Genomic DNA, 16502 nt, shown 5'->3' with positions numbered 1-16502 from the left:
CTTCTCTATTACTAGTTTATGAAATATTATACTCTCTTATTTATATTATTCATTGGTTTTACTTCATGTAAATCGAGCAAAAAGGTAATCAATTCTACAGTAGTAAAAAAAATGTCTGCTCGTAAAGTTGCAAAGAAACATATGTCTTCTAACTTCGATGAGAAAACTATTGATGCACGCTTAAAAGTAAATTATAGAGATACTAAAGATAAAATAGGATTTTCTGTACGCATGAAAATCATAAAAGATGAAGTTATTTGGTTAAAAGGAACTAAAGTTATCAATATTTTTAAAGCCAAAATAACACCAAACAAAGTCCAATTTTACTCTTCTTATTACAAAAACTATTTTGATGGTGATTTTGCAATGCTAAGAAAAATATTAGGCACAGACATCAACTTTGAACAACTTCAAAATATGTTATTAGGGCAATCAATTTTGAATGTAAAATCGCAACGCCAAGAAGTAATTATAAAAGATCAATCTTATCAACTTTCACCTAAAAAACAAGCTGAATTGTTTGATATTTTCTTTCATGTAAATCCGAATCATTACAAGCTAGATAAACAATCAATTGTAAACCAAGCAAAAAATCAACGTTTAGATATTTCTTACCCAAAATATTCAAATAAAAAGAATGTTTTATTTCCACAAAAAATTATCATAAACGCTAAAACAAAAGATAAGTTTACTAATATCAACCTTACAACTCGTTCTGTAGAATTTAATAAAAAATTAAACACTGATTTTAAAATTCCTAGCGGATATAAAGAAATTAAACTATAATGAAGAAGCACACGCTATTTACCCTTTCTTTTCTATGCCTTTTTTTGGCTAGTTTCTCTTCATTTGGACAAAGCAGAAAAGCGCTTGAAAACAAACGTAAGAAGCTAAAAAATGAAATAAAACAAGTAAATACTTTACTAATTAAAACAGTAAAGAAAAAAAGTAATGCTTTAGATGATTTAAAAGATTTAAGTCAAAAAATAAACGCTAGAGAACGTTTAATTGAAACAATTGAATTAGAAGCTAAACTACTATCAAAAGAGATAGATAACAACGAAAAACAGCTAAAAGACTACAATAATCAGCTAAAAAACCTAAAGAAAGAATATGCTGATATGGTAGTTAAAACTCATAAAAGCAAATCGCAACAAAGTAAAACTATGTTTTTACTTTCTTCTGAAAGTTTCTATCAAGCCTATAAGCGTATAAAATATATGCAACAATATAGCGACTATAGAAAAAAACAAGGAGAGGAGATTATTGTAAAAACCAAAGACATACAAAAGCTAAATGATTCTTTAATTGAACGAAAAAAATCTAAAGAGTTATTAATTACTGATGAAAAAGATCAGAAGGATAAAATAGAATCTGATAAAAAGAGTCAGGAAAAGTTAATTTCTAAAATTAAGAGACAGGAGAAGAAGTATAAGAGAGATTTACAAAAGAAATTAAAAGAGGAAAAACGTATTACTGCACGTATTGACAGGTTAATTAGAAATGCAATTGCTCGTGCCAATAAGAATAAAAAAAGTAATAAGAAAAAGTCATCATCTGCTAGTTTTGTTTTAAATGCTGCTGAAAAGAAATTATTAGCAAATTTTGAACAAAATAAAGGGCGTTTACCTTGGCCAGTACATGGTATTATAACAAGAAAATTCGGTGTACAACCACATCCAACTTTTCCTGGAATTAATGTTAGTAGTCCTGGTTTACATATTACAACCAAAGCAAACACTGATGCTCAAAGTATTTTTAATGGAAAAGTATTAGCTATTCAAACACAATTAGGAGGTAAAAAATCTGTCTTAGTACAGCATGGTAATTATATTTCTGCCTACAATAACTTAGAGAAAGTATATGTTAAAAAAGGTAACTCAATAAAAACGGGAGATAAATTAGGTAAAGTTTTTACAGATAAAATCTCAGGTAAAACAAAATTAGTGTTCATTTTATACAAAAATATTGTTCGTTTAAATCCAGCTCTTTGGATACGTAGTAAATAAAAATACATGAAAAATTCAGCTAACTTTATTATTATAACCATAGCATTAATTGCAACATTAGTAATTGGAAAAGGTATCCTAATTCCATTCATTTTTGCTTTAATCTTTTGGTTTTTAACTCGTGAAATACGAAAGACTATTTATAAGATACCTTTTGCTAAAAAGTTTATTCCTTTTTGGTTAAGTAACCTTATAGTTTTCACTTTAATAATTTTAAGCTTTGGATTTATTTCAGGAATTATAACAAACAGTATTTCTGACTTAACTACTTCCTATTCAAAATACGAACCTAATGTTGAGGCAATTATTAAAAAGTTAGATACTTATTTTCATATTGATATAATTAAATCAATTACTTCTGTTTTAGGAGATTTTAATTATGGTTCTGTACTAGGAAATATCGCCAATGGAATAAGCGGTTTACTAGGTGATACTTTTATGATTGTAATCTATGCGTTGTTTATTTTCTTAGAAGAAACTAGCTTTAAAAAGAAACTAGTAAAGATGTTTCAGGGTAAACAAACAAGTTATGATAGCATGCAATCTATGTTATCTAAAATTGAGTTTTCAATTTCAAATTATCTTCGTTTAAAAACGTATGTAAGCTTACTTACTGGAGTTCTAAGTTATATTGTTTTACTAGTAGTAGGGGTAGATAGCGCTCCTTTCTGGGCTTTTTTAATCTTCTTATTAAATTACATCCCAACTATTGGTTCTTTAATAGCTACAGTTTTCCCAGCAATTTTTAGTTTAATACAGTTTGGTGAATTTACTCCTTTTATAATCGTATTAATTGCTGTAGGTACCGTACAAGTAATCGTAGGAAATGTAATTGAGCCTAAGTTATTTGGAAAGTCGTTAAATTTAAGTCCACTTGTAACAATATTATCGTTAGCTGTGTGGGGAAAAATTTGGGGAATTACAGGTATGATTTTAAGTGTACCAATTACTGTAATTATGATTATAATATTCTCACAGTTTGAGAAAACTAAAACAATCGCCATTTTCTTATCCGAAAACGGCGATTTAGAAGAGGTTTAAGCTCGTTTTATTCAGAAAACAATGCTTTTAACTCAGTTGCATCTTTAGGCGCTAATTTATTCGCTAAAACTAAGCTAAGCTGCTTTCTACGTAAAGCTCCGTCGTAACGTTGCTTTTCCAATTCAGTTTCTGGTTTAATTTGTGCAATAGGTACTGGTTTTCCAGTTTCGTCAACAGCAACAAATGTGTAAATTCCTTCATTTACCTTTGTTTTTTCACCCGATTGACGATCTTCTATCCAAACATCTACATAAACCTCCATTGATGATTTAAAAGCTCTTGAAACCTTCGCTTCTACTGTTACAACACTTCCTACAGGAACTGATTTAGTAAACGCGACATGATTTACGGATGCAGTAACCACAATTCTTCTCGAATGGCGACGAGCTGCGATACTACAAGCTCTGTCCATACGTGCTAATAATTCACCTCCAAAAAGGTTATCTAAATAATTTGTTTCACCTGGTAAAACAAGATCGGTAAGTACAGTTAATGACTCTTTTGGCGTTTTAACTCTCATCAATTAAATTTTGATGCAAAGATATACATAAAGCCAAAAAAACGGGTAATTTTAAATGTGATTATTTAGCCAATAACCAAGCGTCTTCGCTTACCTTTTCTTTAATCAATTCTAATGCTTTTCTTGCATCTGATTTGTTACTATAACTAGCAAAAGCAACTTGAGTTAAACCATAAGCATTTTCTCCAATGATGCTTGCATCATAACCTAAGTCTTTTAACTCTTGTAGCTTGTTTTCAGCATTTTCAACTTCTTGAAAAGCACCAGCAATAATATGAAAGTTATTATCTTCAGCCTTTGCTACATTTAAATTGATTGTTGGTAACGGATTATCAATTACAAAAGTTGCAGATTGTATTTTCTTTTGTAAAGATTTCTCTTGATTTGCTAAAACTTCTTTTTGCTGTTGGTTTTGAACTCCATTCCAACCAACATAAGCAATACCTACAACAGCGGCAGCTACAGCAGCACGCTTTAATAAAATAGGCATTCTTCTTTCTTTTTCCTCAGCAGTAGCTGGTAATGTTTTAACTTCTTCTTTAAATCTTTTTATTGCAGGACTTTCTACCTCAGCTAAACCAAAAGATTCTGCTAAAAAGTTACTAGAAGTATTAGGTTCAAAAACTACTTGCTTTGCTTCGTTTAAAGATAAAGCACCTACTGAAGCAACAGTAATAGTTTTAGATTCTAACTCCTTTTTCCACTTTGCTACTTCACTAGCAATAAATGCATTTGCTTTCTCGAAAGAAATGTTTTTGTTAGAAGCTATGTAATTAGCCAATAAACCATCATTGTGTTGCAAATACGAATTAAAAGTAATTTGTTTCTTAGGTGGTGAAAAGGTATGAGTAAAGTTATTCACTTTAGCACCTATTTTGTTGGTTACAAATCCACCAAAGTTAGGAACAATTACGCAATCGTATCTGTATAATAAATCGTTTATATAGTTGGCTAATGTCATAAAAACAAAGATAGTTTTTTTAGCGTTTCTTGTCAAGGTTACTTCTAAAATTTATCAACAGTTTTTTTGTATATTGATAATCAAAATATTGCTATATGAAAGAAGAAAAATTACTAGCCATTCTTAGGCTACAGACTACAAAAAACATTGGTAGTGTTTTAGCAAAAAAGCTAATTAGTACTACTGGAGGTGTAGAAAATGTATTTAAAGAACATAAAAACTCTCTTCATAAAATTAATGGAATTGGTCCAAATATTACAACACATTTATTGGATACAAAAAACCTAAAAAGAGCAGAGGAGGAGTTAAAATATATACAGCAAAAAAACATTCAATATTCATATTTTTTAGAAGAAGATTACCCTATTAATTTAAAAAATTCTGTAGATCCCCCCATTCTTATTTTTAAAGATGGAGACATGAATTTGAACAATCAAAAAATTATTTCAATTGTTGGGACTAGAAAGTGTACTTCGTATGGACGTGATTTTTGTAATCAATTGATTGAAGATTTAAAAACTTATAACCCTATAATAGTTAGTGGTTTTGCCTATGGTGTTGATATATATGCTCACAAAGCAGCCATAAAAAACAACTTACAAACCATAGCTGTTTTAGCACATGGTTTGGAAGATATTTATCCAAAAACTCATAAAAGATATATTTCTCAATTACATAAAAATGGTGGTTTTATTACCGAATTTTGGCATCAGGAAAAACCTCAACGAGAAAACTTTTTAAAGCGTAATCGTATTGTTGCTGGACTTTCTAAAGCCACAATTATTGTAGAATCTGCAGAAAAAGGAGGCTCATTAGTTACTGCTGATATTGCTAATTCTTATAACAGAGATGTTTTTGCTTTACCTGGAAAATACACAGACACCTATAGCATAGGTTGTAATAACTTAATAAAAAACAATCAAGCACATTTATTAACCTCAGCTGAGGATATTGTAAAAATGCTGAATTGGGATGTTCAACAAACTAAAAAGGTACAGGCCATACAAAAACAATTATTTGTAAGTTTAAATGATACTGAAAAAAAGATTTATGATTACTTACAGCAACATGGTAAGCAACTCATGGATACTATTGCTATAAAATGCGAAATTCCCATATATCAGCTATCTTCTATATTATTACAAATGGAATTAAAAGATATTGTAAAACCTTTACCAGGTAAAATGTTTGAAGTTTAGTTTATTTTAAAAGTTATTGGAAAAGTATATTTAACACTCACATTTTTTTCTTCTATTTTCCCTGGTATAAACTGTGGTAGTTCTTTTAAAACTTCTTTGATATGTTCTATCAATTTTTGATGAGGCGCTCTTACTTTTATATTGGATACAATTCCTTTTTTATCAATTATAAGTTGTGTAAAAATTTTATATTTTCCAGAATGTAAACCAAGATTATTGGTTATATCCATTTTAAAGTTATTCTTCACGAATGTTCTAATTTTTTTTTCAAATGCCTTTTTTGCTTTATTTTCTGAAAGTGGTTTATCTTCTTTAAACCTAATATATTCATCAACTAAATGAATAGGATATACCTTATTTTCTTCAAATACAGCTTCTTCTATTCTTATTTTTCCAGTAATTTCAATTAATCCATCAATCATTACATCATCTTCATTATTTTCTTTCATTGCACATAAAGAGCTCCTTTTTACTATTGAATCTTTTGGGTTCAAATATTTTATAGTATCATCTTTTATATCAACCAGTAAACTATCTATTATTTCAACTTTCTCTATTTTTTGAATCTTACCAGTCTTTGTTTTACAGCTAAATAAAGTTGTTCCCATTACTAATAATAAAGTCAATAAAAATAGTTTTTGAAATGTCAACTGCTGGTTAAAAGTATTTTCTGATAGCTGAATAACTATGCTATCTAACTGTTTTCTATGAAAGTGTCCGCAAACTCTTTGGTTTATATTTTCAATCAAATATTTTTTAATTTCATATGTTGAGTTCTTAGTAAAATCTATTACAGTCTTAGAACAAGAAGTACAAAATTTTCCTTTTTCATTAGCTGTCATTTCTTCCCAATCTTCATGACAAGGTTTTGGAATACGTAGTTTATAATTTTTCATAGTTAATCGTTTTGTAAAAAGTAGCAAAGACTATTCCAAAGAAATAATTTAAATTAGCTAACATCAAAAATTAACCATCCGAATGTCATCAGAAGAAAAATTAATGTCTCAAAAAAAGCCTGCTTTTCCAGTAACTGAAGAGCTGCATACTTATTTAACCGAGCATAGTAGAAACATTAAAATCCCTATTTTTTATGATGATTTATTGCGATTTCAAGGATCGATAGTTGTATATGATAACAATGATGTTGATACACTCTGGGTGCGCACCTATTATTCTGAATTTGATCGTGAAGAAATTGATTTAAGTCTTAAAAAAGTATACACTATTTTACATTCAAATGGTAATGAAGAAACCATTCCTTTTTTAAATATTGATGCCATAGACTACTGTACTTTTGGTAACTCTAAACCATTCCGTGTAAAAGTTCGTAATATTTTAAACGATAACTATACCTATTTTTATGTAAAAAAAACCGATGCCTCTCGTATTTATGGGCTTGAATTAGAACATATTTTATCACCTTACAATCTCAATTTTTTAGTGTATAAAGACACACTAATTGAAGAACATATTGCTGGAATTCCAGGTGATGTTTTTATTAAAGATTTTTTACCAAAATGTACCGAATCTGAAAAAGCTCAGATAGCTAAAGAGTTTGTGAAATTTAACGAACGTTGTATGATTCGTTTATTGGGCGATATGCGTTCATATAACTACGTAATTGTACCTACTCATGACTTTGATCATGTAGTGTATAAAATTCGTGCAATAGATTTTGATCAACAATGTTTTGAAGGAAAATTCAAAGTGTATTATCCTCAATTTTTTAAAGAAAACTTTTCAATGGTAACCTTAGTAGGGCAAAAGCTTCAAGAAACTTCTATTAATCAATACAAAATTGAAGAACGCTCTATTGTTGCTAAACGTATTTTAAGTTCTGAAAGTAGGGTAGACCAACTCGTTTATTGTATGAAAAACGATGTAATTTCAACCGAAAAAAACATTAGCTTGTTAAAACAGCAAATTTTTGATTTTACTAAAGATGTTCATTTTAAAAAGAGCAATAATATGGGAGAAATACTAGATACTGCACTAGAGTTTGTAAAGCGTAATTATGAAAATATGAGAGTAATCTAATCGATTATTTTTTACTTCTAATACTTTCTATAATTACAGTAGCTAAAATTAAACTTCCTCCCAAATAAGTGTTCCATGTGGGAATTTCATTTAAAAATAAAAAAGCTAAAATAATTCCAAAAATAGGTTGCACGCTACTAATGATACTAGCTGTAGACACTGAGAAAAACTGCAACGAATGTACCATTAAACTATGTCCAATAGCTGTAGTTAATAAAGCTAATAATAATAAAAATGGAAATTGACTTTCGAATCCTGATACGTCCATAAAAAACAGAACAGGTACCAAACAAACAGTAATTATTAAGGTTTGAAAAAACATGAGTAATACTCCATCATATTGAGTAACATATTGCTTTAATATTAAGATTCTAATAGAATAACATAGCGCAGATAAAAGTCCAAACAAAACTCCTTGTACATTAGAACTTTCTAAATTAAAATCGGGTGCAAGAATATAAATTCCTAACAACACCATAATCCCTAAAACAATATATATAGGATTGAACTTAACTTTTAAAAATAAAGGCTCTAAAAAAGCAATCATAACTGGAAACGTGTACAATGATAACATCCCAATAGCAACACTCGATTTTTTTAAAGCATAGAAATAAGTAATCCAATGAATTGCCATAAAAATCCCGCTAATAATAAACGGTATTAAGTGCTTCCTTGATTTAATAGTAACTGTTATTTTCTTATAACGGCAAAACACGTATAAAAACACCATAGCAAAAGCTGATCGAAACCAAACAATTACTTCAGAAGGCATGGCAATATATTTACCTAAAACACCTGAAGTACTGATAAAAAATGTTGCTAACAATAAGCCTGTTAAGTTTTGAATATGATTGTTTTGCATGCTATTAAAATATGCCCGCAAATATAAAAGGATTCCTGATAATTAATTATTGGAAAAATTGTGTTTAAACTGATCTTTTGGAGTTTATAACCCCTAAAAAATACAATTTAAGGTAAATGACTCAAGGTATAGGGTAATATCTGCATAACGAAGGCTAATTTCATACGCTATTTTTGTAGGTATGAAAACGTATCCCTTCATTTTAATTGGTATTATATTCACCGTTTCTAATTGTTTTTCACAAATTCCAGATAGTTTACGTCATATTTTAGATACTGCTTACACCTATAAAGCAAAAAAAGATATTCAAACTACGATTACTAATTATTACGATTCACATCGAAAAATAGAAGAGGGATTACTTTTTCTAGATTCTATTCAAAAAAACACGAAAAACCAATCACTTATTGCTTGGCAATACTTGTTAAAAGGAAATTTATGGAGTTCATTAAATAAAGTAGATAGTGCTAAAAGTCAATTAAAGAGAGGTATTAAAGTTGCCGAAAAAAATAATGATTTCAGCAATTTAGCTGGTTTAAAAATGAATTTGGCTAATCATTACAAAGAAAATAACCAAACTAAAAAAGCCTTAGAGTTATACAATCAAGCCTTAACTAATTATAGAAAATTAAATGATATTTCTGGAGAGTGTAGAGTGCATATTAACTTGGTAGGTCTTTACCTTGGTCAGAGTAATTTTTTTAAAGCAGAAAATCATATCGATCAATTATTAAAAGCTAATAAAATAGAGCAAAGTCCCTTTTATGCTGCAAGTGCTGCTATGTTCCAAGCAATGATTGATACTTCTGTTGGTAATTATGAGTTAGCTGATAAAAGATATCAAGAAGCTTTTGATCGTTATGGTGATTTGGATAATGTTTATTATCAATTTGTTAGCACTATAAATAGATCCATAAACTTAGGTCATATAGAAAAAAACAAGGAGGCTTTAGATGCTTATAAAAAAGGTTTAGAACTCTTTAAAAACTCAGGTTTTTATTCAGATTGGGAATGGAAACTTATACAGCCTGGATATATTAGGGTATTGTTAAAAAATAACAAGAAAAAGGAAGCCTTAAAAGTTTACAATGATTTTTTGGCCATTGAAAGCCCCGTTAAGAAAACTTACGATTATAATATTGCTAGTATCCATGCACACATGGATAAAATTAAGGGCAAAACGAATAGCGCTATAAAACAGTTTGAAACTCTTAAAAAAGAAAAGGGAATGGCCGATTTAAAAATTGCCAATTACAAAGCTTTAGAAAAGTTATATGTAGCTAATAAAAACTGGGAACAAGCTTATAATTTGCAAAGCCTTCGCATTCATTTAAAAGACTCAGTAGCTAATGAAACTGTAAAACGTAAAACAGCTTATACTTCACAAAAAATAGGACTTGCTCAAAAGGAAAAAGAGAATTTAGAGCTAGAACTTCAAAAGGAAAAACAAGAAATTTTATTAGTAAATCAGAGCAAAAAAAATCGATTATTAATCTGGATAATCAGTACTATTTTAATTGTATTAACAATAATTTTTTGGTTGTTGATTAAAAGTAACCGTCAGCAAAAACTAATCATTGCTTTACAAAAAGAAATGCATCATCGCATTAAAAATAACTTAGGAATTATTGATGCATTTTTAGAGGTAGCTAAAGAAGAATTTGATGAAACTCATTTTGAATCTAAACTATCAGAAATTCAACAAAAAATAAATGGTATATACGAAGTTCACAATCACTTATATCAAACAGAAAATGGATTAAAAATTCCAGCTCGTCGTTATGTAAATCAATTGATTGACAAGTTGCAAGATACTTTTCCAGATGAAACAGTAACTATTGAAAATGAAGTGAGTGAAAACTTACAGTTAAAAGCTGAAACCTCTTTTTGTTTAGGTTTAATTGTCAACGAATTTTTAACAAATGCAATTAAACACGCCTTTCCAAATCAACACAAAGGAGCCGTTTGGGTTCAACTTACACAAAACAAAAATGAAGGTATATTAGAATTAAAAGACAATGGAATTGGATTTAGTTCTGATTTTAATATAGATACTACAACTTCTTTTGGTTTACGAACCATTCAACTGTTAAGTCGTCAATTAAATGGTAACTTCCAAATTATGGAACATCAAGGTGTTCGTATGCAAATTAAATTCCCTTTATAATTTATGAAAGCAACTATTTTTATTGTAGAAGATGAAGCTATATTATACGAGCGTTTACGTAGATTATTATTAAAAGAAGGGTATGCAGTAAGTGATTATTTACCAAGTGTTGAAGATGCTAAAAAAGCACTTACTAAACAATTGCCTGACTTGGTTTTATTAGATATTGATTTGCAAGGAACAGAAACAGGCATAGATTTAGGAAAATACTTATCTGACCATTATTCAATTCCTTTTATTTATTTAACTAGTTTACAGGATAATCAAACTTTTTATCAAGGATTAGCAACGCATCATGATGCATTTATGCTAAAAACAAAGCCTCGATTAGATTCTAGAGAAATTATAAGAACTATTCAAACCGTACTTGCTAAAAAAAACATCAGACAAACAACCCCTAAAAAAGGGGTTATGGGGTTAGTAGATTATTTAGAAGAATTGAAACAATACACCGATTCTCAAATTACCAAAGTTCCTGTTGCATATTCAGATATAGCTTTCTTTTCTAAAAAAGCTTTTTTAAATGAAAACGATGAACCTGAGGCTGTTCGTGAAAATTATATATGGTTTCAAACTCATCAAAAAGAATATTACTTTCTAAAAACTTCCTTGCGTTCATTACAATCTCAATTACCCTCTAATTTTTGTAGAATTAATGAGGGAACTATAGTAAATCTATCACCTAATTTTTACAATGGAAACATTTTAGGTGATAAAATAGTAATAGGCAAAACTACTTTTGTTATTGGGGCTACCTATAAAAACAACTTGAGAAACCAAATCAATCGATTTTATTTAGTAGAATAATATAAAGACTGCTTTAAAGTCTATAATTTCTAACTAGTAGTTTTATAATACTTTAAGAGCAGTCTTCCCTTACTTATGTTTTAAGTATTTTACAAGTCTAAAAGTCTATATACGCCTCCTATAGCTGCTGTATTAGCATACCAAGTAGTTTGATATTTACTTCCATTATATCGTTGTTTATATGTTTTGCGGAATTTATAAGGCAACCCATTTCTTTTACTTTTAAAAGCTACTGTAGCAACTACATAACGATATAGTATTACGCCTGTAAGACTGTTACGAGCTATTCCATAACTATCAGATTCTACCTTTACTCCAATAACCTTTGAACCGTCTTTTTGTTCTACTTTTTTAATCCCAGCTTTAATACTAGCACTCTTATTTAGGCCTCCTGTTTTAACAGTTGTCCACTTATACCCAGACTTCATTGGACCAAGGATATTAATTGTAAATTCTCCCTCAAAAACTGGTGCCTCTGGCTTATAATCAATGCTCTTTTTTGAAGCTTCCCATAACTCTTCGTTTTTATAGCGATTCTTTTCAAAATAAGCCTGAACTTGTAACTCTGGATCTTGGAAATTTATTGATGTATTTACCGTAGCTACAATTTTAATTTTATGTTTACCTCTTGGTAATTTTCTCATTATTTCAATAAAATCCTCTGAAGTATAACCTCCGTCTCTTTTTTTAGTATGCCAAGAAGCGTAATACGATAAAGGTTCCACGTATTTTTCGTTCATTCCTTCAAAGTTTAAACGAAGCTCTGGAGTATAGTGTTTTTTCCCATCTATGTAAATAGATACATTGTAATTATCGGCAGATAATAGTAAATCTTTATATAACTCTTTTTCAACATTTTTAGGTTTAAAGTACATATTTCGAATAGCCTTTCCTAAATATGCTGCCATATAAATCTCATCATTAGAAGTAAAATAATTAGTTGTTTTGGTAGTACTTGGAGCATCCTTAACAATATTAGATTTTGAAAAAACTATTTTTCCAATATTCTTTTTATGAAAATCTGAAACTATTTTTTCCTCTTCTTTATAAGGTCTTTCCTTAGTTAACATCTTAAATTCATCGTAAGCCTTTTGTACATAGGCTAAAGAATCAGCAACTCCTTGTTCTTTTTTTGCTTGAAGTTCATCTTCATATTGTTTTTGTTTCAATGCTTCATTTTCGGCTGTTTTACCTTCTAATTCTTCTTTAATATTATTGATTGTTTTATGGTAAAATGGCAGCATAAACCATGCAGGAGCTACTTCCTGTATGCCTTGTACTCCAGGTTCTAATCGAGATATACGAGCTTTTAAAAACCCTTGATATTTAGAAAAACCTTTGGCTTCCCATTTCGATTTATCTCTTAGATATAATGAGATTAGCTGATCTACTTTATTAATTCTACTTACAGCACCAGAATTACGTACTTGTTCTTTATAAGGTTTTGATTTTATTAGATTAGGATAGGTACTAAAATCGGCATCAAAAAAAGACGCCAAAAGCTGTTTTGTGTTTGTTACTTTTTGAGTGTTTTTAGAAATAGCTTTAGATGTTTTTTTAAATCGCTTACTGAGCTTTCCAAACTGGGCATTTACATGGTTCGTTTGAAGTAAAAAAACGAATAATAATGTGAATAGATACTGAGTTGTTTTCATGATTTTATTTCATTGTTTTTCACGAAAGTAGCGTAGAAATTGCGTCAAAAAAATGACCTAGTGGAAATGTGGATTATACTGGTGAAAATCTAATTGTTACTGGTGAAAATCTAATCCTCTTTTTAGAGATTTTAAAATACTTTTAACTCAGAAATTTTAATTTATTAATCTTATGTTTTCAGGATTTTTTTTATTGGGCTTTGCAGCCTTATTTTGGTTTCAGATAGCAAAAGATACTTCAGAAAAATCAAGTACAAGATTTATATGGTTTTTTAAAAAAGTATTTGGTATTAAAGGCTATATGTATACAGCAAAAGCAATGGCCTTATTTATGCTTTATGCTTCTTTGGTTAATTTTTATAAGTACTTTTTTGGATAGAGGGGAAATTTAATTATGTATTAAGGGGAAGAAAATAAGAGTAGTGTTTTAATAAATGCTACTCTTTTTATTATTTATAGATTTCTTAAGTTAGCTGTTCTTAAAAAAACTATGATAACGAACTATATTTCTTATTTCCATTCTTGTTATAAAGCTGACAATAATGAAACTGGCATACTTAATTTTTTTTCATCCAAATATGAAAATCAGTTTATTATAAAACCTAAAGAGGAGCTTGTTAATAATCTTTATCCAATTCAGTTTATAGCTAAAAAACAAGCTGAACAATGCCTACAAACACTTACCTTATTTAAAAACGATAAAGAACTATGGTATGGGAGTTTATTTTGTTTAGGAAAGAAAAATAATTTTAGAAAGAGAGTTAATTCTATAGCTGCTCCATTATTTTTATATAAGGCTGAAATTATAGAAAAAGAGGAGGATTATTTTATAAAAATTGATCAACAAACTAGGCAATTGAATATTGCTTTTTGTAGAAACTTATTATATCAAACTTCTTTTGAAGATTTTTTAACGGAAGTAGAACAGTTTTTAGAATACAATTCACATTTAACTTTTGAAGCGTTAAGTCAGTTTAAAAGAATTCTTGAAAAGCACATTAAAAACTTAGATATTGACAATGACTTTTTACTTTTTCCTAAGTTGAAAAATCAAACATTTTTAAAGAAAAAACTTCAAAATACCGAGGAAGCAGAAAAATATACTCTAGTAGCTAGTTCTGGAGTTTTTATATCTAGTAGAATTAACAATGTTAATGCTGTAGTTAACGAATTAGAATTATTAAAAAATAGTTCCGATTATTCACAAGCTATTCAAGCTTTTTTCTCACATGTACCTCAAGAACAATCGAATGTAGATAGAAACATACAAATTCCTTTACTGTTAAACACAGCACAAGAACGTATTGTTTACAATGCATCTAAATATCATAAATCGGTCATTTTTGGACCTCCAGGAACAGGGAAAACATATACTATCAATGCCATTGCTCAAGACTATGTAAGTAAAGGAAAAAGTGTATTGATTGTTACTAAAACTCCACAAGCTTTACAAGTAGTTTCAGACAAATTAATGAGTTCTAAAATAGGTGAATTTGCTATTAAAGTAGGAGGTAACTACTATAAAAGAACTGTTTTAGCTAAACTAAAAAGAATAAGTAGTGGGCGTTATTATCGCCATAATCATCTAGAACAAGCAACCAATGCTAATTTAAAGAAGAATACTTTGTACAATTCTTTAAAATCTTTGGAAACTAACTTTACCGAAAAAGCTACAAAAGAAATAGATCGTGTTGAAAAGTTATTTTCAGATAGTTTTCTACAAAGAACTCTTTCAAAAATTGATATCAATTTTATTCGATCTTTTGAAGCCGAAGAGTGGGATATTATATTAAAATACTTTGATACATTAAGTTCATTTGAAAAAAAGGCTGATGAAGCATTATTTAAAAACTTAATAAGTAAAATTAACATTTATTCAAACAGCGAAATAAGGAAGTTAATCACCCTAACAAATATATTAGAAACAGAAGAAAAATCTTTAAAAAACCAACATATACAAAATTTAGATGCTACATCTCTTACACATTTCTTACCTATTTGGTTGGTAAAAATAGACGAAGTTTCTTCTTGTTTACCAATGCAAAAAGATCTTTTTGACATTGCTATTGTTGATGAGGCTACCCAATGCGACATTGCTTCTTGCTTACCTATTATGCAAAGAGCTAAAAAAGTTGTGGTTGCTGGAGATACAAATCAATTACGTCATATTAGTTTCTTATCAAAAACTCAAATGCATCGTTATCAAAAGCAACATAACATTACCGATGCTTTGCGTTTTAATTATCGTAAAAAAAGTTTGTTAGATTTCACCTTAGAAAGCACTGAAAAAGGAAATCAAATAGTATTATTAGACGAGCATTATCGTTCTTTACCTGACATTATACGTTTTAGTAATGCTACATTTTACGGAGAAGCCCTTCGTATCATGACTCAAACACCTTCAAATACTCATAAACAAGCCGTTTTTTTACATAAAACTTCAGGAAAACAAGAAGAAAATGGTGTTAATAATGAAGAAATAAACCTCATCATTAACCATGTAAAAGGTATTGTTGTTAAAGAAAAAGAAACACACAAAAGTAAGGCTACCAGTATTGGTATTTTATCACCTTTTAGACAACAAACGGACTATTTAACTAAGGCTATTAAAGAAGCATTTACATTACGACAGATTAAAAAACATAAGATTAAACTCGGAACTCCTTATCATTTTCAAGGAGAAGAATGCGATGTTATGCTTTTATCCATGGTGGTTAGCGAACAATCACATTTTGCTAGTTTAAATTATTTAAACAAAGAAGATGTATTTAATGTAGCTATTACCCGTGCTCGACATGAACAACACGTATTTTATTCAGTGACTTCTCAAGCCTTACCAGAAAAATCACTATTGAAGCATTATTTAAGCTCTTTTGAGAAACAAATTTCTGAACAGACTACCACTTTAAAAATTGAAGAAGATATCTTCAGTAAAGAAATACAAGCCTTTTTAAAGCCGTTTAACGCAACTATTCATGTTGGATACGTCATTGCAGGTTTAAGTATAGATTTATTGCTAGAAAAGGATAAAAAGTACCTTGGTATTGATTTAATAGGGTATCCTGGTAGTTTTATTCATGCTTTTGATATTGAAAGATATCGTATTTTGCACAGAGTAGGAATACAAATAATCCCTATTTCTTATGTCTCATGGAAATATAGAAGAGATGAAGTACTAAGATTTTTAATAAAAATTATTAAAGATAAATTACCTCAGCAAAAAGACTTGGTAAGTAACTAGAAT

14 protein-coding genes are annotated in these 16502 nt (G+C 29.1%); 9 read left to right on the top strand and 5 right to left on the bottom strand.

Translation table 11 applies throughout. From position 1 onward, the window contains the following. Positions 1-18: 18 nt before the first annotated feature. From F7018_RS00860 to F7018_RS00850, 3 genes are read left to right on the top strand one after another with little or no spacing between them, the layout of a single operon-like run. Complete coding sequence (locus tag F7018_RS00860; RefSeq protein ID WP_150898087.1) at positions 19-786, top strand: DUF4292 domain-containing protein; 768 nt, start codon at positions 19-21, stop codon at positions 784-786. Next, entirely contained in the window at positions 786-2009 is a 1224-nt protein-coding gene (locus tag F7018_RS00855) for a murein hydrolase activator EnvC family protein (protein ID WP_150898086.1), read from the top strand. Before F7018_RS00860 ends, F7018_RS00855 begins: the two co-directional genes overlap by 1 nt. A 6-nt stretch (positions 2010-2015) precedes the next feature. Continuing rightward, positions 2016-3050, top strand: coding sequence for an AI-2E family transporter (locus F7018_RS00850; protein WP_150898085.1), 1035 nt, complete (start codon positions 2016-2018; stop codon positions 3048-3050). 7 nt (positions 3051-3057) lie between these two features. Here F7018_RS00850 and F7018_RS00845 read toward each other — a convergent pair whose 3' ends face one another. Next, the gene (locus F7018_RS00845) at positions 3058-3570 is read right to left on the bottom strand and encodes an acyl-CoA thioesterase (protein WP_150898084.1); all 513 of its coding nucleotides are present in this window, start codon (positions 3568-3570) and stop codon (positions 3058-3060) included. Between the two features lie 61 nt (positions 3571-3631). After that, positions 3632-4531: an HU domain-containing protein gene (locus F7018_RS00840; RefSeq protein WP_150898083.1), complete on the bottom strand. Its 900-nt coding sequence runs from the start codon at positions 4529-4531 to the stop codon at positions 3632-3634. A gap of 95 nt (positions 4532-4626) precedes the next feature. On the opposite strand from F7018_RS00840, the gene dprA reads away from it, so the two are divergent. Then, entirely contained in the window at positions 4627-5730 is a 1104-nt protein-coding gene (dprA, locus tag F7018_RS00835; RefSeq protein WP_150898082.1) for a DNA-processing protein DprA, read from the top strand. Here the strand turns inward: dprA and F7018_RS00830 are convergent. Then, positions 5727-6626 (bottom strand): energy transducer TonB, encoded by a 900-nt coding sequence (locus F7018_RS00830; RefSeq protein ID WP_150898081.1) that lies wholly within the window; start codon positions 6624-6626, stop codon positions 5727-5729. The two genes, dprA and F7018_RS00830, sit on opposite strands and share 4 nt — an antisense overlap. Positions 6627-6708: 82 nt before the next feature. Here F7018_RS00830 and F7018_RS00825 point away from each other — a divergent pair, with 82 nt between their 5' ends. Further along, positions 6709-7767 (top strand): hypothetical protein, encoded by a 1059-nt coding sequence (locus tag F7018_RS00825; RefSeq protein ID WP_150898080.1) that lies wholly within the window; start codon positions 6709-6711, stop codon positions 7765-7767. A gap of 4 nt (positions 7768-7771) precedes the next feature. Here F7018_RS00825 and F7018_RS00820 read toward each other — a convergent pair whose 3' ends face one another. Continuing rightward, positions 7772-8629: a DMT family transporter gene (locus F7018_RS00820; RefSeq protein WP_150898079.1), complete on the bottom strand. Its 858-nt coding sequence runs from the start codon at positions 8627-8629 to the stop codon at positions 7772-7774. Between the two features lie 181 nt (positions 8630-8810). Between F7018_RS00820 and F7018_RS00815 the strand changes: the two genes are divergently transcribed. Beyond that, a complete protein-coding gene (locus F7018_RS00815) occupies positions 8811-10796 on the top strand; it encodes a tetratricopeptide repeat-containing sensor histidine kinase (protein ID WP_150898078.1) in 1986 nt (661 codons plus the stop codon). Positions 10797-10799: 3 nt separating this feature from the next. Continuing rightward, on the top strand, positions 10800-11603 hold the full coding sequence (locus F7018_RS00810) for a response regulator transcription factor (protein ID WP_150898077.1): 804 nt from the start codon (positions 10800-10802) through the stop codon (positions 11601-11603). A gap of 89 nt (positions 11604-11692) precedes the next feature. On the opposite strand, the gene F7018_RS00805 is transcribed toward F7018_RS00810, so the two are convergent. Beyond that, positions 11693-13258, bottom strand: coding sequence for a hypothetical protein (locus F7018_RS00805; protein ID WP_150898076.1), 1566 nt, complete (start codon positions 13256-13258; stop codon positions 11693-11695). A 172-nt stretch (positions 13259-13430) separates the two neighbouring features. Here F7018_RS00805 and F7018_RS00800 point away from each other — a divergent pair, with 172 nt between their 5' ends. Beyond that, a complete protein-coding gene (locus tag F7018_RS00800; RefSeq protein WP_150898075.1) occupies positions 13431-13637 on the top strand; it encodes a hypothetical protein in 207 nt (68 codons plus the stop codon). Between the two features lie 111 nt (positions 13638-13748). After that, positions 13749-16499, top strand: a complete 2751-nt coding sequence (locus F7018_RS00795; RefSeq protein ID WP_150898074.1) for an AAA domain-containing protein — start codon at positions 13749-13751, stop codon at positions 16497-16499. The last annotated feature ends 3 nt before the right edge of the window (positions 16500-16502 follow it).

Origin of the sequence: Tenacibaculum aiptasiae, assembly GCF_008806755.1 — a bacterium.
Lineage (GTDB): Bacteria > Bacteroidota > Bacteroidia > Flavobacteriales > Flavobacteriaceae > Polaribacter > Polaribacter aiptasiae.
Note: the sequence above shows the minus strand (reverse complement) of the source record. Positions and strands in the feature narration are given on the sequence as shown.